The sequence below is a fragment of the Pseudonocardia sp. Cha107L01 genome (genome assembly GCF_052566575.1).
Window position 1 is genome coordinate 8,081,245 of record NZ_CP199579.1, and the last position, 20,926, is coordinate 8,102,170.

Consider the following 20,926-nt stretch of genomic DNA (forward strand, 5'->3'; position numbering starts at 1 on the left):
GGGGTAACGCCACGTCACCGACGGGGCTGCCTGGTGTCGACCCTTGGCGCGTCCATTGTCACCGAGACCAACGCCAGTCCGGTATTTTTCGCGGCCACCACCTTGGCGGTCCCGAGGCGCAGCCTCACCGGGAGCGCCCTGAACAACGCATGCTCTGCGGCGCGGCGCCCGTCGGCGCCTCGCGGCGTTGTCGTCGCGGGCGATACAACCCCGGTATCGGCCACTCCGAGGACGACACAAGCCTTGCGACGCATCCAACTTGATCACCGCTCGCGACGAGAGACATTATTCAGGACCTTCCTGGCGCGGGTCGCTCAGCCGCGGCGGTAGTCGGACAGCCGCGCGCGGTGCGTCCGACGCCAGAACTCGATCGTCGAGGACGGCCAGAGCAGGGTGTTGCGACCGGTCTCCGCGTGCTGGTACCAGCTCCGGCAGCCGCCCGCCTGCCAGACCGAGCCGTCGAGGCAACGCTGCACCCAGTCGTTGTACTCGCGCTCCACCTCCGGGCGCACCTCGACCGACCGGACCCGCCGGCGGCGCATCGCGGCCAGGCAGCTCACCGCGTACCGGGCCTGCGCCTCGATCATGAAGATCTGCGAGTTGTGGCCGAGCCCGGAGTTCGGGCCCATCATCACGAAGTAGTTCGGGAAGCCGGAGACGGTGGTGCCGAGGTAGGCCTCCATCCCGGAGACCCAGCGCCGGGCGAGGTCCAGGCCGCCCCGGCCGGTGACCGGCACGGCGGCGAGCCCGTGCTGGGTGTCGAACCCGGTGCCGAAGATGATCACGTCGACCGGGTGCTGGGCGCCGTCCTCGGTGACGATGCGGTCGGGCAGGACCTCGCGGATGCCTGCGGTCTCCACGGTGGCGTTCGCCCTGCTCACCGCGGGGTAGTAGTCGCTGGAGATGAGCAGTCGCTTGCAGCCGATCGCGTAGTCCGGGGTGAGCTTGGCGCGCAGTTGCGGGTCGGGCACCTGGCGGCGCAGCTGCGAGCGGGCCAGCCGTTCGGCGGCGGCCAACCCGGCGGTGCCGTCCCCCTGAGCGTCCTCGGGCCCGGCGGTGAACCCCTTGCGGCGGGACTCGTGCATCCAGAACAGCCGGGCCCTGCCGTACCAGCGACACGGCGCCAGCCGCCGCAGCAACCGCTGCCGGCCGGTGAACGGGACGTCCCGCTTCGGCACGATCCACGGCGGGGTCCGCTGGAACAGCGACAGGTGCCCGACCTGATCGACGATCCGGGGCACGAACTGGATCGCGCTCGCCCCGGTGCCGATCACCGCGACCCGCTTGCCGCGCAGGTCCAGCCCGTGGTCCCAGGTCGCCGAGTGCATGGTCGGGCCGGCGAAGGTGTCGAGCCCGGGCAACCGGGGGGTGGCCGGCACGTGCAGCGCACCGATCGCCGACACCACCGCGCGCGCGACGTGGCGATCGCCGGTCGCGGTCGTCACCTCCCAGGTGCCGGTGGCCTCCGCCCAGCGGGCACCGGTGACCTCGGTGTCGAAGCGGATGTGCTCGAGCAGCCGGCGGCGGCGCGCGAAGTCGCGCAGGTAGTCCAGGATCTCCGGCTGGCGCGGGAACAACCGGGTCCACCCGGCCCGCTGCGCGAACGAGTACGAGTAGAGCGGCGACGGGATGTCGCAGGCGCAGCCCGGGTAGGTGTTGTCCCGCCAGGTGCCGCCGACGTCGCCGGCCCGCTCCAGGATCCGGAACGAGAAGCCCCGCCGGCGCAGCCCCCGGGCCACGCACAGCCCGCTGAACCCGGCGCCGATGATGAGTACGTCGACCTGCCCGAGCTCGGGGCCTGTGGTCCCGGCCGGCGCGCCCGCGGGGGCTTCCTGACTGGAGACGCTCACCGGGAGCCGCCAAGGCTCATCGTGTTGAGCCCCAGTCCGCCGTGCATCTCGATCTCCTGGGCGGTCAGGTACCCGGCGCTCTCCCCCGCCAGGTAGCCGACCAACCCGGCGATCTCGGCGGGTTCGGCGAACCGGCCCATCGGGATCAGCGGCAGGATCCGGTCCCGCACCGCGTCCGGCATGGCGAGTGCCTTCGGGGTGGCCACCATGCCGGGCAGCACGCAGTTGGCGGTGATGCCACGCTTCGCGTTCTCGGTGGCGATCGTGCGCATCATGCCGTGCAGCCCGGCCTTCGACGCCGCGTAGGCGACCTGGCCAGGCAGCCCGTCGTGGCCGGCCAGGCTCGAGATCGCCACGATCCGCCCCCAGCCGCGCTCGCGCATGCCGACCAGGCAGGCCTGGATCACCCGGAACGCCCCGGTGAGGTTGACGTCGATGTCGCGGCGCCACTGCTCGCCGGTCATCCGGTGCGTCGGGGCGATGGTGTCCACGATGCCGGCGTTGGACACGCACACGTCCACCTCGGCCAGCACCGCCGGCATCGGGTCCGTCGCGATGTCCAGCTGGATGTCGCACGGCCCGCTGATGTCCAGGGTGAGGACCTTCAGACCGTCGGCGCGCAGCCGTTCGGCGATGGCCGCGCCGATGCCGCCGTTGGCGCCGGTCACGAGTGCGGTGCGTCCGGTCATGCGTACAGCTCCTCGATCGTGGCCGCGTACTTGGACCCGATGACGCGGCGGCGCATCTTCATCGTCGGGGTCAGTTCGTCGCCGTCGGGCAGCCAGTCGGCGGGCAGCGGCGAGGACGTCAGCTCGAACACATGTCGATCGATCGATCGACACGCTAAACGTACTATATTTGCTCGTCAAGAAGCCTGAGAGTCTTTCAACGACCGGTTCGATCGACACAATGAACCGGAGCGGTCCGACTCACCCGACCGCCCGGCCAGTGTGGGAGGAAGCCGACGATGGCGCGTAAACGATCACTGGACGGCGGTCAGGACATCGCCGAGCAGATCCTGGACCGGGCCGCCCTGCTGTTCTACGAACGCGGCTACGACGCCACCTCGATCCGCGACCTGGCCGAGGCGATCGGCATCTCGTCCTCGACGCTCTACCACCACTACAGCAACAAGCAGGAGATCCTCTACGCGGTGGTGCACCGTTTCATGGAGGTGTTCAACGCCGAGATCATCCCGACACTGCGCGACCCGCGGCGCTCACCCACCGCACGGTTGCTCGACGCGGTCCGGCTGCACCTGGAGATCAGCGACGCCCGGCGGGCCGAGCTGCTCCGGGTCAACCACATCCGCGCCTCGCTCAACGAGCCGCAGGTCCGCGAGCTGACCCGGTTGCAGTGGGCCTACCAGGACGCGGTCAAGAACGCGATCAAGGAAGGTTGCGCGGCGGGCGAGATCGCCACCGACGACGTGGACCTGTGCACCATGGCGGTGCTGGACATGCTCAACGGGGTGCGCACCTGGTTCCGCCACTCCGGGTCGCTCAGCCTCAACGACGTGGTGGCGCGCTACACCGCGATGGTGCGAAAGATGCTGAGCACACCCTAGAACGCGCCCGCCTCACCGCCGCCAGGCCAGCACCCGGCGGCGCCCCGGTGGCCTCGGTGGTTTCGGTCGCGTCGGTCGTTTCGGGGCGGCGAGCTCGGCGGCCGGGCGCCGGATCCGCCCCCTGGCCACGAGCTCGACGGTGCACAGCACCGCAATCACCTCGGCGGCGAGCAGGCCGATCAGCACCAGCAGCTGTGCCGCGCCGGCCTGCATCGCGTCACCGCTGCCGATCAGCACCCCGACGAACGCACCGGGCAGCGTGACCAGGCCGACGGTGCGGGTCTGGTCGAGCGGCGGCACCAGCGCCTGGGTCGCGGCCGGGCGGCAGATCTCCATGGCCGCGTCGCGCTCCAGCAACCCGAGCGAGAGCCCGGCCTCGTACTCCCCGTACCGGGTGCCGAGCTCGTCCAGGGCGCGGCGACCGGCCAGCGACGTCGCGGTCATGGTGCCCCCGATGACGATGCCCGCAACCGGCACGATCGCAATGCCGGTCAACGGGACCGCGCCACATCCGAGCACCACCGCCAGCACCGGTACGGTGCCCGCCGCGATCGGCAGCCAGACGACCGACGCACCACCGGCCCGGGACACCCGCCGGGCCGAGGTCCACGCCGCCACCGCGAACATGACCAGCACGAACAGCGCGCTCAACCAGAGCGAGCGGGCCACCGCCACGATCACCGAGGAGACCGCGGCGAGCTGGACGACGGCCCGCGCCGCCGCGACCAGCACCTGACGGCTGAGCCCCGAGTGCAGGGCCAGCGCGAACCCGGCCGCAATGAGCATCAACAGCACCAGGGCAAGCCCGAGGCCCCAGCCGAGCACCACCGCCGAACCGCTCACGGGCCGAACTTAGTCCGGCTCGCACAGACCCAGCGCCGGCGGCACAGACACTGCACGGTCTGTGCCGACGCCACGCGGTCTGTGCGAGCTGCTCGGGGTTCAGTGGTTGGTGAATACAGGGTTTGCTGTATCGTCTGGGCGTGCAGACACTGACCTACGGCGACGTGCTGGCCCGGTTCGGGCACGCCCTGTCCGACCCCACCCGGGCGCGGCTGCTCCTGGCGCTGCGCGAGGCGCCCGGGTACCCGGCCGAGCTCGCCGAACTGCTCGGGGTGACCCGCCAGAACCTGTCCAACCACCTGAGCTGTCTGCGCGGCTGTGGGCTCGTGGTGACTGTCCCGGAAGGCCGGCGGGCCCGCTACGAGCTCGCCGACCCCCGGCTCGCGCACGCCCTCGGCGACCTGCTCCAGCTCGTACTGGTCACCGATCCGGCCGCCTGCCCGGTCGCCGGGACGGAGGACTGCTGCTGATGAGCGCCGACACCCCGGCCACCGGCGGTGGCCCCGCACCGACCCTGACCGACTGCACCGACGGCTGCTGCCACCCGACGACGCCGGGCGCGACGACGATGCCGGGCGCGACGATGCCGGGCGCGACGACGCAAGCGCCCGGCGCCGCTGCCGAGGCGCCGGCCGGCGTTGGCACGGTGCGCGGCCAGGTGCTGGTCCGCCGGGTCCGCTACCTGGTGGCCGCCACGATCAGCTACAACGTGATCGAGGCGGCGGTGGCCATCACGGCCGGCACCGCCGCCTCCTCGACCGCGCTGATCGGGTTCGGGCTGGACTCGGTGATCGAGGTCGCCTCGGCCGCCGCGATCGCCTGGCAGTTCAGCGGCCGCGACCCGCAGGCCAGGGAACGGGCCGCACTGCGGGTCGTCGCGCTGTCCTTCTTCGCGCTGGCCGGGTACGTCGGCGTGGAGTCGGTCCGCGCCCTCGCCGGCGCTGGTGAGGCCGCGCCGTCCACCGTCGGCATCGTGCTCGCGGCGCTGTCCCTCGTGGTCATGCCGGTGCTCTCGCACGCACAGCGCCGGGCCGGCCGTGAGCTCCACTCGGCCAGCGCCGTCGCCGACTCGCACCAGACCCTGCTCTGCACGTACCTGTCCGCGATCCTGCTGGCCGGTCTGCTGCTCAACACCCTGTTCGGCTGGTCCGGCGCCGATCCGGTCGCCGCTCTGGTGATCGCCGCGGTCGCGCTGAAAGAGGGCCGCGACACCTGGCGCGGGCGCCCGTGCTGTTGATCAGGCCCCTTACAACACTGGCGAGCGGGCCCGGGGTGCGCGCTACCTTGGGAGAGTGAAGCAGCGCAAGCGGGACGGGCGATCGGCGTTGCTCAAAGGTCGCTATCTGGCGATCGCGGCGGTCATCGTCGTGCTGCTCGGCGGCGGGCTCTGGCTCGGCATCACCACGCGCGGGAGCGGCTATCCGCACACTCCGCCACGCGCGGCGCCGCCGGCCGCCCCCGCCCAGCCCGGACCGGCGAGCAGCATCAGCCTGGACGGTTGGAAGCTGACCATCCCGGAGGAGGGCAAGAAGGGCAACGCGGCGATCATCCAGCCGGCGGCCGCCACCCCGCCGTGGCTGACCGCCAACCCGGACGGCAGCCTGACGTTCTGGGCGCCGGCCGTCGGAGCAACCACCAAGAACTCCGCGCACCCCCGCACCGAGCTCAACAGCCTCAACAACTTCGACGCCGGCAGCGGTCCGCACACGCTGACTGCCGCACTGTCGGTGGCCCAGGTCCCGAGTGACACCAAGGACATCATCATCGGCCAGATCCACGGCGCCGACTCGATCATCTCGGTGCCGTACGTGATGCTGCACTACCAGAACGGCAACCTCCGCGTCGTGGTCAAGACGACCCAGGACGGCAACGACGCGAAGACCTACCCGCTGATCTCCGGGGTACCGCTGGGTGCGCGGTTCAACTTCACGATCAGCGACGTGGGCAACGGCGGGATGGTCTTCTCCGCGACCTACGGCGGCCAGACCCAGCGGGTCACCGCACCCATCCCCACCACCTTCCACGGCGAGCCGGTGCGCTTCCAGGTTGGCGACTACCAGCAGGCCAAGGACAGCGACGACCCGAACGACGGCGGCCGGGTCACCTACTACGCGATCAACGAGGTGACGACGGCACCCTGAGCTCAGGCCGTGTCATCCGATGGCAGCGCGTCATCCGACGGCGCGGGGTGCCGCGGTTCGTCGATGAAGAACAGCACCAGCGCAACGACGATCATCGCGGCGGGTATCCATACCGCGCGGGTACCGACCACCCCGGTGACCAGCGCACCGACCACCGCGCCCGCGCCGAATCCGAGCACCAGCGACACGTAGAGCACGGCGAGCGCGACATCCTCGCGGCGGCGCCCGCGCAGCGCGGTCAGCACCGCATCGGTGGTCCGCATCAGGTTGCCGGTCATCGCCACCGGCACCACGGTGGCCGTGCGCACCGAACGGAACAGGGAGAACTGCAGCGCCGCGACGAACCCGATGCTCGTGGTGATGCTCGGCTCCGGTGCGCTCGCCGGCAGCAGCCCGACCGCGACCAGCACCAGTGCCTGCAGCCCGAGGACGTAGCGCAGCGGGTAGCGCAGTTGGCGCGTGGCCGCCTCGCCGCGGAACAGGTTCGCCACCACGATGCCGACGACGAACGCGATCACCGGCCACAGGTGGGTCAGCGCGTCGACCTCGCCCGGCTTGGCCAGCCCGACCCCGAACAGGATCACATTGCCGGTCTGCGCGTTGGCGAAGACGCCGCCGTGCGCCAGGTAGGTGTAGGCGTCGACGAACCCGTTCGAGGTCACCAGCAACGCCCCGACCCGCCTCGAGGTCGCGGTTGGCCCGGTCACCACAACATCCTCCCCCGGCGCGGGCTCAGAGCTTGCGCAGCCGGATCCGGGTGACCGCGTGGTCGCGCCCCTTGGTCAGCACCAGCGACGCCCGGCTGCGGGTCGGCGCGATGTTGTAGCGCAGGTTCGGCCCGTTGATCTCGTCCCACAGCTGCTCGGCGCGGCGGGTGGCGGACGGCTGGTCCAGGTCGGCATAGCGGCGGAAGTAGGACGCGGGGTCACGGAACGCCGTTTCGCGCAGCCGCAGGAACCGGCTGATGTACCAGCTGCGCACCTCCTCCGGCGGCGCGTCGACGTAGACCGAGAAGTCGATGAAGTCGCTCACCGTCAGGCTGCTGCCCCGGCCGTCCCGGCCCGCCGTGGCCGGTTGCAGCACGTTCAGCCCCTCCAACAGCAGGATGTCCGGCCGACGCACCACCACCGACCGGTCCGGGATGATGTCGTAGGTCAGGTGCGAGTACACCGGCGCGCGCACCTCGTCCTTGCCGCCCTTGACCTCGGTGACGAAACGCAGCAGCGCCCGCCGGTCGTAGGACTCCGGGAACCCCTTGCGCAGCATCAGACCGCGCGCCTCGAGCTGGGCGTTCGGGTAGAGGAAGCCGTCGGTGGTGATCAGCTCCACCCTCGGGTGGTGCGGCCAGCGGGCCAGCAGGGTGCGCAGCAGTCGCGCCGTGGTCGACTTGCCGACCGAGACCGACCCGGCGATGCCGATCACGAACGGCGTCCGGGCCGGCTGGTCGCCCAGGAACGTCCGGTAGGCCCGGTAGAGCCGGCCACCCTCCTGCACATGCAGGTTCAGCAGCCGCGACAGCGGCAGGTAGACCTCGCGGACCTCGTCAAGGTCCACCTCGTCACCGAGGCTGCGGATCTGCGCCAGCTCCGCGGCGGTCAGCGGCAGCGCGATCGACTCGCCGAGGCGGGCCCAGGACGCACGGTCGAAGTCGACGAACGGCGAGGAGGAGCGGGACAGGCTCGAGTGCGCGACCGGACCGGTCTGGGCGGTCCGCGCCGACGCGAGTTCGCTCATTGACTTACCGACATAACGGCGTACTCCACCACGTTGACCCCGGGCGGGGTGCCCAACACATGAACCACCGCGGCGGCGACCGCGCTCGGCGGCAGGCCGTCCGTGCGCAGCCGCTCCCGGAACCGCTCGACGTACTCGCTGTCCGGCACCCTCGCCGCGATGTCGGTGTCCACCATGCCGGGGGCCACCGTGGTGACCCGGATGCCCTGGGGAGCCAGCTCCAACCGCAGCGACTCGCCGAGCGCGTGCACGGCGAACTTGGTGGCCGAGTAGACCCCGGACTCGGCGTTCGGAACCCGCCGCCCGGACATCGATGAGATGTTCACCACGCTGGCCCCCTGACCGGCCCGCAGCAGGTGCGGTACGGCGGCCCGGGTGACGGTCAGCAGCCCCAGCACGTTGACCCCGAACATCGCCCGCCAGGCGGCCGGGTCGGTGTCGGAGAGCGTGCCGGCGCCGAACAGTCCGGCGGAATTCACCACGCCGTCCAAGCCGTCGAGCCGGCGAGCAGCCTCGTCCACGGCGGCCGCGACTGCGTCGTCATCCGTGATATCGCAGGTCACCGAGGTTGCGGCGGGACCGAGCTCGGCGGCGAGGTCAGCCAGCCGATCCTTGTCGCGGGCCAGCAGGGCCACCTGGGCGCCGGCCTCCACCACGGAGCGCGCCACCGCCGCCCCGATGCCCGCCGAGGCGCCGGTCACCAGGACCCGCCGGCCTCGCAATAGCCCCGCCATGGCGGCAACCTACCGCCGCGGCGGCGCCGCGGCTGGCGGGGCGGTCAGGGAATCTCCTCGGCCGGCACCTGGACGTTGAACTCCTTGTAGCGCGCCGCGTCGGTGGTCACCAGCGGCCAGCCCCGCCGCTGCGCGCAGGCCACCGCGTGCGCCGCCTCGAGGTCGCCGGGCTCGAGCTGGCCCACCGCCCGGGCGCGGTCGGCATCCAGGTCGTCGATGACCGTGTTCGGCAGCCGGAGCAGTACCTCGAGCACCGGGTGGTACTTGGCCTCCAGCTGGGACCACGCCGCGGCGACGGCCGCCGACGGCAGTACCAGAACCATGTGTTCCTCGACCACGGTCCACACGAGGGCGGCCGCGTAGACCGAGCGCTGTGAAGCGAAGGCCATTACCGCTGAGGCGTCGAGGACTCGCCCGCCAATCACGCGACCTGCTGACCTGCCGGGGGAAGACCCAAGTCGCGGCGAACCGCTTCCAGCGCCTCGCGCGGCGGCCGTCCCCCGAGGACACGCTCCAGCTCATCCAGCGCCTGGTTCCGCTCGAGCTGACCTCGGAGCGCGTCGGCAACGAAGGCCGAGAGGCTCGCCGCGGCGCCACTGCGCACCGCAATTCGAGCGTTGGCCACCAGCTCAGGCGGCAGGGTGACCGTTATCCGCTCGGATCCCATGCCGCGGAGATTACCGGAGGTTGGAAAGCTGTCAGCAGCCGGTACTCGCGTGAGTGTTGAGACTTGTGCCCGACACGCCGACTCCGGTGAGTAATTACCCTGATCCAGCGAGTAGCCGGCGCCTAAGTCGCAGATCGCCGATCCGTCTGCTAGTCCCGGCGTGTCACAGGCTCAGGCGGCATGATCAACTCAACCTGGTGCACGTTCGATCATGGGTTCGACCTGAACCAGGTTGAACTCGGCGAAACACCCACGGGGACGGGCCTCGGCGGTCACGCTGGGCGGCGTGTTGCACAGGGCTGGTCTGGACGCCCCGTTCCGGGGTAGCGAGGCGCGGGCACTCGGCCTGGTCAGCCGCGGCGAGCTCTACGGGCCCCGGTTCGTCCGACTGTTCCCCGACGTGTTCGCCCCGGGCGCGCTCGAACCGGATCTGGCCGTTCGCTCGCTTGCCGCGTACCTGCTGGTCCGCGATCGGGGCGGGGTGCTCGCCGGTTACTCGGCGGCGCGGCTGCTCGGCGCCGATTGCGCACCCCGGAACGCGCCGGCCGAGGTCCTCGTACCCGGGTACGTCCGGGCGCATCGCGGGCTCCGGATCGGCTACGCGTCGGTGCCCGAGCCGGATGTCACCCTTGCGGCGGGCTGCCGGGTGACCACCGCGCCGCGCACCGGCTGGGATCTTGCTCGACGGCTGCCGCTGGTGGAGGCCGTGGTCGCGGTCGATGCGCTGGCGCACCGCACGGCGTTCGACCCCGCCGACCTGCTCGCCCGCCGGGCCGGGGAACCGGGCGCGCGCGGCTGCCGCCGCCTGGCCTCGGTGGTCGCGCTGTCGGACCCGAGGGCGGAGTCGCCGATGGAAACACGGCTCCGGGTCGGGCTGGTCCGCGCCGGCCTACCCGTGCCGGAGGTGCAGTGCCCGATCGTCGATGAGCACGGGTTCACCCTCGCCCGGGTCGACCTGGCCTACCCCGCCGCCCGGTTGGCCGTCGAGTACGACGGCGCGCTCCACTTCGACCGGCGCCGTGCCGAACTGGACCGGCGCCGCGACTCGCTGCTCGCCAGGTACGGCTGGGAGACCCTGCGCCTGGTCGCGGACGACGTGGGGATCGGCCTGTTCCAGACCACCCAACGGGTCCGCGACATCCTCGAGCTGCGGGGTCGGCCGGCCTGACCCGCGGCGAGCTCAACATGGTTCACGTCGAACTCATGATCGAACATGAACCACGTTGAGTTAATCACTGGCTGTCGTAGCGGGCGACCAGCGCACGGGCCACGGCGGCCAGGCGTTCGCGCAGCTCCGGCGGGGCGAGCACCTCCACGTCGGCGCCGAGGCGCAGCAACACCGACTCCGCGTGCCTGGTCGACTCGATGGGCAGCGTGGCTGTGACCCAGCCGTCCCCGGCCGGCTCACCGGCGGACTCCGCCACCGCGCGCGCCTCCAGCTGCCCGAGCAGCACCGGCACCAGTTCCAGGCCGCGGGGTGAGAGCCGGACGGTCGCCTCCGCCCGCCAGAGCGCGGCGCGCAGCTCGGCGGAGCGGGTGCGCCAGAACTCGGCCAGGGAGAAGTCCGGCGGCCGGTGGGTCCGCCCCGGGGAGGTCCGCAGCGACAGCACCCGGGAGACCCGGTAGGTGCGCGGCGCCCCGGTCGAGCCACCGGCCACCAGGTACCAGACCCCTGCCTTGAGGACCAGGCCGAGCGGGTCCAGCAGCCGGTCCACCTCGTCGTGCCCCCATCGCCGGTAGCGCACCGCGATCCGCTGGTCACGCCACAGCGCGGTGGCGAGGTCGGACAGGAACGGGGTGTCCTCGGCGTCCCGGAACCAGCCCGGGGCGTCCAGGTGGAACCGCTCCCCGACCCGGGCCGCCCGGTCGCGCAGCTCCGCCGGCAGCGCGGCGGTCAGCTTGAGCTGCGCGGCGGCCAGCGCACCGCCGAGACCCAGCTCGGCGGCCGGCCCGGGCACGCCGGCCAGGAAGAGGCTGTCCGCCTCGTCGGAGGTCAGGCCGGTGAGCCGGGTGCGGTAGCCGTCCAGCAGCTGGTAACCGCCGGCCGGGCCACGGTCGGCGTAGATCGGCACGCCGGCGGCGCCGAGCGACTCCACGTCCCGGTACACCGTGCGGACCGACACCTCGAGCTCGGCGGCCAGCGCCGGCGCGGTCATCCGACCCCGGTTCTGCAGCAACAGCAGCAGGGACAGCAACCGGCTCGCGCGCATCCGACCAGTCTGCCGGTACCTGACAGAAGATGTCAGCTACTGCCGAGAGACTGCTCCCATGACCATCCCCGAGCAGCACCTCTTCGTCCTGGCCGAACAGGCCCTCAGCAGCGTCTTCGACCAGATCACCGACGCGCAGTGGGACTGGCCGGTCGCGGCCGAGGGAGGCATGAGTGGCGGCACCGTGCGCGACCTGGTGATCGCGCACGCCCGGGACGACCAGTGGGTCGGCCACACCCTGGCCGGCGGCACCATCGAGGACGGCACGGCGCTGTTCCCCGAGCAGCCACTCGGGGCCGACCTCAAGGCGGGCTGGCGCGCCATCAGCGAACGGGCCTGTGCCGCCGCGCTGGAGCTGACCGAGCCGGACCGGCCGGCGCACCTTTCGTTCGGCTCGCCGGGCGACTTCTCCGCGCGGGACTACCTGCAACAGATCATCGTGTACCGCGCGTTGCAAGCCTGGGACCTGGCCACCGTGCTCAAGGTCTCCGACCCGCTCTCCGACGAGCTGGTGAGCGGCCTGGCCGAGGTGCTGGCGCCGATCGCCGAGCAGTGGCGCGCCTGGGGTGTGTTCGGCCCGGCTGTTGCGGTGCCGGCCGGCGCGAGCGCGCGGGACCGCCTGCTCGGGCTCACCGGCCGCCGCCCCTGAGCCGGCCGCGCGGGTCGCCGACGCGCGCCGGGCACCCCGGCGGTCCTACGCTGCTGGCATGGCACCGAAGATCGCGCGCGCGGACCAGGTGGACCGCGCCGAGCTGACCGAGTTCCTGTCCAGCCGACACCACGCGCTGCTCGTGACCGACCGACGCGACGGCGGCGTGCAGACCTCGCCGGTGACCTGCGGCGTGGACGGCGAGGGCCGGATCGTGGTGTCCACCTACCCGGCCCGGGCCAAGGTCGCCAACATCCGGCGGACCGGGCGCGCGACGGCCTGCGTGCTCTCCGACGACTGGGACGGGGCCTGGGTACAGGTGGAGGGCCCGGCCGAGGTCCTGGACCTGCCCGAGGCGCTGGACGGGCTCGTCGAGTACTTCCGGTGCATCGCCGGCGAGCACCCGGACTGGGACGAGTACCGCGACGCGATGCGGCGCCAGGGCAAGTGCCTGATCCGGCTGACCGTCGAGCGCTGGGGCCCGATCGCCACCGGAGGCTTCCCACCTGAAGACGGGTCGTCCTGACGGCCGTAGAATGGATACCTCCTCAAGGAGGTTCGCACTCTCGTGCCCACGGCCAGTCCCACGCCCGCCGCCGATCCGGGTTGCAGTAGTCAGCCGGGCGCCCTGCCCGGCTTCCCGCGCGCCCAGTTCCTGCCCTCTCCGCCAGGTGTCCGGTGAACACGCTGTGGTCGGTACTCGGCGTGCTGGCGGTGTTCGCGCTCACCTTCGCCGCGGCGACCTTCGTCGCCGCCGAGTTCTCCCTCACCACGCTGGAACGCAGCCAGATCGACTCCCACGTCAACACGGTGGGCGACCGGCGCGCCCGGCAGGTGCAGCGGGCCCACCGCACGCTGTCCTTCCAGCTCTCGGGCGCCCAGCTGGGCATCACCATCACGACCCTGGTCACCGGCTACATCGCCCAGCCGGCGCTGGCCGTGCTGATCGAGCCGCCGCTGCTCGGCCTCGGCCTGCCGAGCTCCTGGGCGGCGGCGGTCGCGCTGGTCATCGCGCTGGCGCTGGCCACCGGGCTGTCGGTGGTGTTCGGCGAGCTGGTCCCGAAGAACCTGGCGATCGCCCGCCCGCTGTCCACCGCACGGGCCGTGGCCGGTGTGCAGACGACCTTCAGCCGGGTGTTCCGCTGGCTGATCAACGGGCTGAACTCGCTGGCGAACTGGATCGTGCGCGGGCTGGGCGTCGAGCCGGCCGAGGAGCTGCGCTCCGCGCGCTCGCCCGATGAGCTGCGCGCGCTGGTCTCCTCGAGTGCCGCGCACGGCACCCTTGACCAGGGCACCGCCGCCCTGCTGACCAGAGCCATCCGGTTCACCGACCGGGTCGCCGAGGACCTCATGACGCCGAGGGTCCAGGTCAAGGCGCTGCCCTCGACGGCGACCGTGCGTGACCTGGTGGCCAACGCTCTGCACACCGGCTTCTCCCGGTTCCCGGTGTACGGCCGGGACCTGGACGAGGTGCACGGTGTGGTGCACGTCAAGCAGGCGTTCGCGGTGCCGGTGCCCGACCGGGCCGCCACCACGATGGCCGACCTGGCCCGACCGGTGCTGACCGTGCCGGAGTCGCTGGACGGCGACGCACTGCTGGCCCGGCTGCGCGCCTCAGGGTCCCAGCTGTCCGTGGTGGTCGACGAGTACGGCGGCACCGCCGGGATCGTCACCCTGGAAGACCTCGTCGAGGAGATCGTCGGCGACGTCCGGGACGAGCACGACCAGGTCGGCCCCGGCCCGGTCCACCCACTCGGCGCGGACAGCTGGCTGGTCTCCGGCCTGCTGCGGGCCGACGAGCTGGTCGAGGCCACCGGTTTCGTGCTGCCGGACGGTGACTACGAAACGCTGGCCGGGCTGGTGCTGGAGCGGCTCGGCCGGATCCCGGTGGTCGGTGACGAGCTGGACCTGGACGGCTGGCGGCTGACCGTGATGCGCCGCGAGGGCAACCGCATCGCCGAGCTGCGGCTGGCCCGCACCGGGACGACCGAAGCCACCCCGGCGGGGGTGGACCGGTGAACGAGTTCGCCGCGCTGCTCGTCTCGGTGCTGCTGCTGATCGGCAACGCGTTCTTCGTCGGCGCCGAGTTCGCCATCATCACCGCCCGCCGGGACCGGCTGACCGCGCTCGCCGAGGACGGCAGCCTCAGCGCCCGGGCCACCCTGCGGGCCGGCGAGCAGCTGCCGCTGCTCATCGCGGGTGCGCAGCTGGGCATCACGCTGTGCTCGCTCGGCCTCGGGCTGCTGGCCGAGCCGGCCTTGGCGGGGCTGCTCGAGCGCCCGTTCGAGGCCCTCGGGGCGCCCGCCGCGATCCTGCACCCGGTGGCCTTCACGCTGGCCCTGGGCCTGGTCGCGATGCTGCACACGGTGCTCGGGGAGATGGTGCCCAAGAACCTGGCGATCGCCGGGCCGGAACGGGTCGCGGTCATCCTGGTGCCGGCGCACTACGCGTTCTGCCGGGTGGCCCGGCCGCTGCTGATGCTGTTCACCATGGCTGCCACGGTCGTGCTGAAGCTGTTCCACGTCACGCCGAGGGACGAGCTGGACAGCGCGTACACCGGCGCCGAGCTGGCGGAGATGATCTCCGACTCCCGGCGCGAGGGACTGCTGGACGATCATGAGAGCAGTCGGCTGACCCAGACCCTCGGCTCGGCGGGGCGCACCGTGGCGGACGTGATGGTGCCGCTGGAGCGGGTGGTCACGCTGCCGGTCGCGGCGACGGTCGGTGACGTCGCCTCGGCGGTGGCCGAGTTCGGGGTCTCCCGGTTCCCGGTCCGCGAGGACTCCGGCCGACTCATCGGCTACCTGCACGTCAAGGATGTGCTCGAGGAGGCCGACGACCCGGGCGCGGTGCTGCCGGCGAGCCGGGTCCGCGGGCTGCCGGAGCTGCCCTGCGACGCCCGGCTCGACGATGCGCTGGCCGCGCTGCGCCGCTCGGCCGCCCACCTGGCCAGGGTGGTGACCACTCGGGGCGGCGAGACAGTGGGCGTGGTGTCGATGGACGACCTGCTGCAGTACTACATGGGCGCGGTGCGGGCACCGGCCGAGTCCACGGTGGACTGAGGCTCGGGCGTGCTGCTGAGTTGGGACGAGGGGACGTGGCGGGCCCGCCAGCGGGAGCACCGCGACCGGGTGGCCCGCTGGACGCTGCCGCACCGGGAACGCCGCCGGCTCGGCGCAGCCCACCCGGTGCTGGACTTCCTGTTCACCTACTACAGCTACCGGCCGACCCGGCTGGAGCGCTGGCACCCGGGCCCCGGGGTCACGCTCACCGGCGACGCGGCGGAGTTCCTGCGCTGGCCCGGCTACCGGCGCACCGGGGACGGGGTGTGCTTCGACCCCGCCCTGCTGCCCGCCGAGCGACGGGCCACCGGCGAGTTCGTGCTGCGGCTGCTGCGGGCGACCGCGGCGCGGCCGGCCCGGTTGGGCTGTTTCGGCCTGCACGAGTGGGCGATGGTGTACCGCGACGACTCGCCCCGCCACGAACAGCTCCCGCTGCGGCTCGGCGCCGCCGGTACGGACGCGGTGGTGGAGTCGATGCCGCTGCGCTGCACGCACCACGACGCGTTCCGGTTCTTCACCCCGCCGGCCCGCCCGCGCAACGAGTCCACGCCGACCAGGGCCGGTCAGGTGGACGCCGAGCAGCCCGGTTGCCTGCACGCCACGATGGACGTCTACAAGTGGGCCTACAAGCTGGCCCCGGCGACCCCGTCCGAGCTGGTCGCGGACTGCTTCGAGCTGGCCGCCGAGGTCCGTGAGCTGGACATGCGGGCCAGTCCGTACGACCTGTCCGCCCTGGGCTACCCGGCGGTGGCCATCGAGACCCCGGCCGGTCGTGCCGAGTACGCCAGGGCGCAGGCCGGGTTCGCCGACCGCGCGGTGCCGCTGCGCGCGCGGCTGGTCGAGGTGGCCGAGCAGGTCGCGGCCGGCGGCACGGCGGACGCACAGCTCACCGGCTGACGCTGCCCCGGGCGGACCCGGGCTCAGCTGGCCAGGTAGCGGAGCACGGCGGTGTCGCCGAGCGAGCGGACGCCGTCCAGCCGCAGCCGCCGCTCCCCCCGCCACGGGAACTCCCCCGCGCCGACCAGCCGGGCCGCGGCGGGGTCACCGACGAAGATCGGCGCCACCGCCAGGCGCAGCTCGTCGACCAGGCCCTCGGTCAGGAACAGCGTGTGCACCACACCGCCGCCCTCCACCAGCAGCCGCGCCACCCCGCGCCCTGCCAGGTCGGCCAGCAGCGCGGCGACGCTCAGCGGGTCGCCGGCGCCGACCACGGTGGCCACGGCGCCGAGCCGCGCGGTGGCCGCCGGCAGCGTCGCGCCGGGCACGTAGACCAGCCGCTCGGTGTCGCCGGCTGTGAAGAACGCGGCGGCCGGGTCGAGCTGGCCACCGCCGCTCAGGGCGACCTTGGTCGGGCTCTCCGGCAGCCCCCGCGCGACGCGGCTCCGCCGGTGCTCCGCCGAGCGCACGAGCAGCCGGGGGTTGTCCGCGCGCACCGTGTTGGCGCCGACCAGGATGGCGTCCACCCCGGCCCGCAGCTCGTCCACCTCGGCGAAGTCCTCCGGGGAGGACAGCAGCAGCCGGTCCGGGCCGGCGTCGTCGAGGTAGCCGTCGATCGAGACGGCGGCGGACAGCAGCACGTACGGCCGGGGCGGGCTCACCCCGCGACGCTAGCGGCCCCCGGCGCGGGTCGGCCGCCGAGGTCCTGTCCCGTTGCGTGCGCAGTTCCGTGCGCCGGGGCCGCGCCGGCCGGCACACTGTAAGTGTGGCCAGGACACTGCTGGTGATCGCCGGGGTGGTGGTGGCGTTGCTGGCGTTGCTGTGGGCGGTGCAGCGGCGGCTGATCTTCCTGCCGGGCGGTGATCCGGGGTCGGCGACGGCGACGGCCGGGGCGACCGCGCGGGAGGTCCGGCTGGGCACCGAGGACGGCCTGGAGCTGCGCGCCTGGCTGGTCGGGCCGACCGGTGCGGACCGCCGGGTGCACGTGCTGTTCGCGCCGGGCAACGCCGGGCACCGGGGCTACCGGGCGGGACTGGCGCGCCGGTTGGCGGCCGACGGGTTCACCGTGCTGCTGCTGGACTACCGGGGGTTCGGCGGCAACCCGGGCAGCCCGTCGGAGGAGGGCCTGGCGCGGGACGCCCGCGCGGCGCGCCGCTTCCTCGTCGACCAGGCAGGCGCCGCGCCGGACCGGCTGCTCTACTTCGGCGAGAGCCTGGGCTCGGCGGTGGTCACCGGGCTGGCGGTCAGTCATCCGCCGGCCGGGCTGCTGCTGCGCTCGCCGTTCACCGACCTGGCCTCGGTCGGCCAGCTGCACTACCCGTTGCTGCCGGTCCGGCACCTGCTGCGGGACCGGTTCGACGTGCTCGGCGCCATCCCCCGGGTGCGGGCGCCCACCATCGTGACCTACGGCGGCGCGGACCGGGTCGTACCGCCGGAGCTGAGCCAGGCGGTGGCGGACGCCGCGCCCGAGCTGGTCCGCGCGCTCCGGCTGCCCGGCGCGGACCACAACGACCAGATCCTGCTGGACGGCACCGAGATCATCGACGCGGTCGCCGAGCTCGCCCCGCACTGACCCTCGTGAGTGGCAAGTGGTCCGATCGGACCACTTGCCACTCACGGCCCGGTCAGGACTCGTAGGCGTCGAGCGGAGGGCAGGAGCAGACCAGGTTGCGGTCGCCGTAGGCACCGTCGATCCGGCGCACCGGTGGCCAGACCTTGCCCGCGGTGTCGCCGGTCGGGTACGCGGCCAGCTCACGCGGGTACGGGTGGTCCCACTTGTCCGCGATGCACGCGGCGGTGTGCGGCGCGCCGCGCAGCGGGTTGTCGTCCACCGGCCACTCCCCCGCCGCGACCCGGTCGATCTCACTCCGGATGGAGATCATCGCGTCGCAGAAGCGGTCCAGCTCGGCCAGGTTCTCGCTCTCCGTCGGCTCCACCATCAGCGTGCCGGCCACCGGGAACGACATGGTCGGCGCGTGCAGCCCGTAGTCGGCCAGCCGCTTGGCCACATCGTCCACCGTCACGCCGGTCGACGAGGTGAGCGGGCGCAGGTCGAGGATGCACTCGTGGGCCACGAACCCGGTCGTTCCGGTGTAGAGCACCGGGTAGTGCTCGCCCAGCCGGCGGGCCACGTAGTTCGCCGCCGCCACCGCGACCAGGGTGGCCCGGCGCAGGCCGTCCACGCCCATCATCCGCAGGTAGGCCCAGGAGATCGGCAGCACGCCGGCGCTGCCGTACTCGGCACCGGACACCGCGCCGGCCCCCCGGTCCGGCAGGTACGGGGCCAGGTGCTCACGGACCGCCACCGGCCCGACCCCGGGGCCGCCGCCGCCGTGCGGGATGCAGAACGTCTTGTGCAGGTTCAGGTGGCTCACGTCGCCGCCGAACTCGCCGGGTTTGGCCAGCCCGAGCAGAGCGTTGAGGTTGGCGCCGTCCACGTAGACCTGCCCGCCGGCCACGTGCACCGCCTTGCACACCTCGCCGACGCCGGCCTCGTACACCCCGTGGGTGGACGGGTACGTGATCATCAGTGCGGCCAGGTCGGTGCCGTGGGCGTCGATCTTCGCGCGCAGGTCGGCCAGGTCCACATCGCCGTTGCCGTCACACGCCACTACGACCACCCGCATGCCGGCCATCACCGCCGACGCGGCGTTGGTGCCGTGCGCGCTGGCCGGGATCAGGCAGACCTCGCGGTGGCTCTCGCCGCGGTCGCGGTGATACCCGCGGATGGCCAGCAGCCCCGCCAGCTCGCCCTGGCTGCCGGCGTTGGGCTGCAGTGACACGGCGGCGTACCCGGTCAGGTCGGCGAGCCAGCGCTCCAGGTCGGCCACCAGCTCGAGCGTGCCCTCGGCGTCGGCGGCCGGTACCATCGGGTGCAGGTCGGCGAAACCGGGCCAGGTGATCGGCTCCATCTCGGCGGTGGCGTTGAGCTTCATGGTGCACGAGCCGAGCGGGATCATGCCCCGGTCCAGCGCCATGTCGGAGTCGGCGAGGCGGCGCAGGTAGCGCAGCAGTGCGGTCTCCGACCGGTAGCGGTGGAACACCTGGTGGGTGAGGTACCCGGTGGTGCGGCGCAGCCCGTCCGGCAGCGCGTCCGGGGTGGCCGCGTCGAGCTCGTCGAGCTCACCGCTGCTGACGGTGACCCCGAACGCCGCGGCCACCGCGACCAGGTGCTCGCGGGTGGTCAGTTCCGAGCAGGACACCCCGACGTGGTCGGCGTCCACCCGGCGCAGCGCGATGCCGCCGGCGTGCGCCGCCTCGACGACCGCGTCGGCCCGCCCCGGCACCTCGGCGAGCACCGTGTCGAAGAACCCGTCCGGCCCGGTCGACACCCCGCCGGCCCGCAGCGCGGCGGCCAGTACGGCGGCCATCCGGTGCGCCCGGGCGGCGATCGCGCGCAGCCCGTCCGGCCCGTGGTACACGGCGTACATCGAGGCGACCACGGCCAGCAGCACCTGCGCGGTGCAGATGTTGCTGGTCGCCTTCTCCCGGCGGATGTGCTGCTCGCGGGTCTGCAGCGCCAGCCGCAGCGCCGGCGCGCCGTCCGCGTCGATCGACACACCGACGAGACGCCCCGGCAGCTGCCGACGCAGGTCGTCGCGGACCGCGAGGTAGCCGGCGTGCGGGCCGCCGAAGCCCAGCGGCACGCCGAAGCGCTGAGTGCTGCCGACCGCAACGTCGGCGCCGATCTCGCCGGGCGGGCGCAGCAGGGTCAGTGCCAGCAGGTCGGCGGCGACCACCACCTTGGCACCCCGCTCGTGCGCCTCCCCGATGACGGCAGCGTGGTCGACGACGGCGCCGGACGCGCCCGGGTAGCTGAGCAGCAGGCCGTAGAACTCCCCGTCCGGGAGACCGTCGCCCAGGTCCGCCTCGACGATCTCGATACCCAGTGGCTCGGCGCGGGTGCGCAACACCGCGAGGGTGCGCGGCAGTGTGTCCGCGTCCACCACGAACCGGGCGCTGCGGGGCCGGGCGGCACGGCGGATCAGGGTCATCGCCTCGGCGGCGGCGGTGGCCTCGTCCAGCACCGAGGCACCGGCGACCGGCAGCCCGGTCAGGTCGGACACCACGGTCTGGAAGTTCAGCAGCGCCTCCAGCCGGCCCTGGCTGATCTCCGGCTGGTACGGCGTGTACGCGGTGTACCAGGCCGGGTTCTCCAGCACCGAGCGGCGGATCACCGGCGGCGTGATGGTGCCGTGGTACCCCAGGCCGATCATCGGCACGGTCAGCCGGTTGCGCGCGGCCAGTGCCCGCAGCTCGGCGAGTGACTCGGACTCGGTGGCCGGCGCGGGCAGGGTGGTCGGCTGGTCGAGGGCGGTCCGGATGCCGGCGGGCAGCGCCCGGTCGGCGAGCTCGTCGAGCGACCCGACGCCGATCACCTCGGCCATCCGGGCCAGCTCGGTGTCGTCCGGCCCGATGTGGCGGTCCACGAAGGGGATGCCGCGCTCGAGCTCGGCGAGAGTGCGGCGGGCCGCGGTCGTCGTCGCCGTAGGCATCGCCGTGGTCGTGGTGGCTGGTTGAGTGTCTGGCGGG

General features: G+C 72.9%; 23 protein-coding genes. 11 read left to right on the plus strand and 12 right to left on the minus strand.

From position 1 onward, the window contains the following. Positions 1-314: 314 nt before the first annotated feature. The 3 genes from ACTXG6_RS38130 to ACTXG6_RS38140 are packed head-to-tail and all read right to left on the minus strand — an operon-like array spanning position 315 to position 2,670. Entirely contained in the window at positions 315-1,850 is a 1,536-nt protein-coding gene (locus ACTXG6_RS38130; protein WP_445184173.1) for a flavin-containing monooxygenase, read from the minus strand. Further along, the gene (locus ACTXG6_RS38135; RefSeq protein ID WP_445184174.1) at positions 1,847-2,539 is read right to left on the minus strand and encodes an SDR family oxidoreductase; all 693 of its coding nucleotides are present in this window, start codon (positions 2,537-2,539) and stop codon (positions 1,847-1,849) included. The genes ACTXG6_RS38130 and ACTXG6_RS38135 overlap by 4 nt, the downstream gene beginning before the upstream one ends. Beyond that, on the minus strand, positions 2,536-2,670 hold the full coding sequence (locus ACTXG6_RS38140) for a hypothetical protein (protein WP_445184175.1): 135 nt from the start codon (positions 2,668-2,670) through the stop codon (positions 2,536-2,538). Before ACTXG6_RS38140 ends, ACTXG6_RS38135 begins: the two co-directional genes overlap by 4 nt. A gap of 147 nt (positions 2,671-2,817) precedes the next feature. On the opposite strand from ACTXG6_RS38140, the gene ACTXG6_RS38145 reads away from it, so the two are divergent. Further along, positions 2,818-3,417: a TetR/AcrR family transcriptional regulator gene (locus tag ACTXG6_RS38145; protein ID WP_445184176.1), complete on the plus strand. Its 600-nt coding sequence runs from the start codon at positions 2,818-2,820 to the stop codon at positions 3,415-3,417. Between the two features lie 12 nt (positions 3,418-3,429). Here ACTXG6_RS38145 and ACTXG6_RS38150 read toward each other — a convergent pair whose 3' ends face one another. After that, positions 3,430-4,260 (minus strand): ABC transporter permease, encoded by an 831-nt coding sequence (locus ACTXG6_RS38150; protein ID WP_445184177.1) that lies wholly within the window; start codon positions 4,258-4,260, stop codon positions 3,430-3,432. 140 nt (positions 4,261-4,400) lie between these two features. On the opposite strand from ACTXG6_RS38150, the gene ACTXG6_RS38155 reads away from it, so the two are divergent. From ACTXG6_RS38155 to ACTXG6_RS38165, 3 genes are all read left to right on the plus strand, one after another. Next, the gene (locus ACTXG6_RS38155; RefSeq protein WP_445184178.1) at positions 4,401-4,730 is read left to right on the plus strand and encodes an ArsR/SmtB family transcription factor; all 330 of its coding nucleotides are present in this window, start codon (positions 4,401-4,403) and stop codon (positions 4,728-4,730) included. Positions 4,731-4,843: 113 nt separating this feature from the next. Further along, positions 4,844-5,497, plus strand: coding sequence for a cation transporter (locus ACTXG6_RS38160; RefSeq protein WP_445190216.1), 654 nt, complete (start codon positions 4,844-4,846; stop codon positions 5,495-5,497). A 55-nt stretch (positions 5,498-5,552) separates the two neighbouring features. Continuing rightward, positions 5,553-6,401: a polysaccharide lyase family 7 protein gene (locus ACTXG6_RS38165; protein ID WP_445184179.1), complete on the plus strand. Its 849-nt coding sequence runs from the start codon at positions 5,553-5,555 to the stop codon at positions 6,399-6,401. A gap of 2 nt (positions 6,402-6,403) precedes the next feature. Here ACTXG6_RS38165 and ACTXG6_RS38170 read toward each other — a convergent pair whose 3' ends face one another. From ACTXG6_RS38170 to ACTXG6_RS38190, 5 genes are read right to left on the minus strand one after another with little or no spacing between them, the layout of a single operon-like run. Next, positions 6,404-7,108 carry a YoaK family protein gene (locus ACTXG6_RS38170; protein WP_445184180.1) on the minus strand — a complete coding sequence of 235 codons (705 nt, stop codon included), beginning with the start codon at positions 7,106-7,108 and terminating at the stop codon, positions 6,404-6,406. Between the two features lie 25 nt (positions 7,109-7,133). Next, positions 7,134-8,135: a type I pantothenate kinase gene (gene coaA / locus ACTXG6_RS38175; RefSeq protein ID WP_445184181.1), complete on the minus strand. Its 1,002-nt coding sequence runs from the start codon at positions 8,133-8,135 to the stop codon at positions 7,134-7,136. Next, a complete protein-coding gene (locus ACTXG6_RS38180) occupies positions 8,132-8,869 on the minus strand; it encodes an SDR family oxidoreductase (RefSeq protein WP_445184182.1) in 738 nt (245 codons plus the stop codon). Before ACTXG6_RS38180 ends, coaA begins: the two co-directional genes overlap by 4 nt. A gap of 44 nt (positions 8,870-8,913) precedes the next feature. Then, on the minus strand, positions 8,914-9,258 hold the full coding sequence (locus ACTXG6_RS38185) for a hypothetical protein (RefSeq protein WP_445184183.1): 345 nt from the start codon (positions 9,256-9,258) through the stop codon (positions 8,914-8,916). 32 nt (positions 9,259-9,290) lie between these two features. Then, positions 9,291-9,536, minus strand: coding sequence for a ribbon-helix-helix domain-containing protein (locus ACTXG6_RS38190; RefSeq protein WP_445184184.1), 246 nt, complete (start codon positions 9,534-9,536; stop codon positions 9,291-9,293). A gap of 286 nt (positions 9,537-9,822) precedes the next feature. Here ACTXG6_RS38190 and ACTXG6_RS38195 point away from each other — a divergent pair, with 286 nt between their 5' ends. Continuing rightward, positions 9,823-10,704: a DUF559 domain-containing protein gene (locus ACTXG6_RS38195; RefSeq protein ID WP_445184185.1), complete on the plus strand. Its 882-nt coding sequence runs from the start codon at positions 9,823-9,825 to the stop codon at positions 10,702-10,704. Positions 10,705-10,768: 64 nt separating this feature from the next. Here the strand turns inward: ACTXG6_RS38195 and ACTXG6_RS38200 are convergent, their stop codons facing one another. Then, entirely contained in the window at positions 10,769-11,746 is a 978-nt protein-coding gene (locus ACTXG6_RS38200) for a helix-turn-helix transcriptional regulator (RefSeq protein WP_445184186.1), read from the minus strand. A 58-nt stretch (positions 11,747-11,804) separates the two neighbouring features. Between ACTXG6_RS38200 and ACTXG6_RS38205 the strand changes: the two genes are divergently transcribed. From ACTXG6_RS38205 to ACTXG6_RS38225, 5 genes are all read left to right on the plus strand, one after another. Then, positions 11,805-12,395, plus strand: a complete 591-nt coding sequence (locus tag ACTXG6_RS38205; RefSeq protein ID WP_445184187.1) for a hypothetical protein — start codon at positions 11,805-11,807, stop codon at positions 12,393-12,395. Between the two features lie 58 nt (positions 12,396-12,453). After that, a complete protein-coding gene (locus tag ACTXG6_RS38210) occupies positions 12,454-12,921 on the plus strand; it encodes a PPOX class F420-dependent oxidoreductase (RefSeq protein WP_445184188.1) in 468 nt (155 codons plus the stop codon). Positions 12,922-13,073: 152 nt separating this feature from the next. Beyond that, positions 13,074-14,414, plus strand: a complete 1,341-nt coding sequence (locus ACTXG6_RS38215) for a hemolysin family protein (protein WP_445184189.1) — start codon at positions 13,074-13,076, stop codon at positions 14,412-14,414. Next, entirely contained in the window at positions 14,411-15,457 is a 1,047-nt protein-coding gene (locus ACTXG6_RS38220) for a hemolysin family protein (RefSeq protein WP_445184190.1), read from the plus strand. Before ACTXG6_RS38215 ends, ACTXG6_RS38220 begins: the two co-directional genes overlap by 4 nt. Before the next feature lie 9 nt (positions 15,458-15,466). After that, on the plus strand, positions 15,467-16,354 hold the full coding sequence (locus tag ACTXG6_RS38225) for a 3-methyladenine DNA glycosylase (protein ID WP_445184191.1): 888 nt from the start codon (positions 15,467-15,469) through the stop codon (positions 16,352-16,354). Positions 16,355-16,377: 23 nt separating this feature from the next. On the opposite strand, the gene ACTXG6_RS38230 is transcribed toward ACTXG6_RS38225, so the two are convergent. After that, positions 16,378-17,055, minus strand: a complete 678-nt coding sequence (locus ACTXG6_RS38230) for a RibD family protein (protein WP_445184192.1) — start codon at positions 17,053-17,055, stop codon at positions 16,378-16,380. A 104-nt stretch (positions 17,056-17,159) separates the two neighbouring features. Here ACTXG6_RS38230 and ACTXG6_RS38235 point away from each other — a divergent pair, with 104 nt between their 5' ends. Next, the gene (locus ACTXG6_RS38235) at positions 17,160-17,966 is read left to right on the plus strand and encodes an alpha/beta hydrolase (protein ID WP_445184193.1); all 807 of its coding nucleotides are present in this window, start codon (positions 17,160-17,162) and stop codon (positions 17,964-17,966) included. 52 nt (positions 17,967-18,018) lie between these two features. Here ACTXG6_RS38235 and gcvP read toward each other — a convergent pair whose 3' ends face one another. After that, positions 18,019-20,889 carry an aminomethyl-transferring glycine dehydrogenase gene (gene gcvP / locus ACTXG6_RS38240; protein ID WP_445190217.1) on the minus strand — a complete coding sequence of 957 codons (2,871 nt, stop codon included), beginning with the start codon at positions 20,887-20,889 and terminating at the stop codon, positions 18,019-18,021. Between the last annotated feature and the right edge of the window lie 37 nt (positions 20,890-20,926).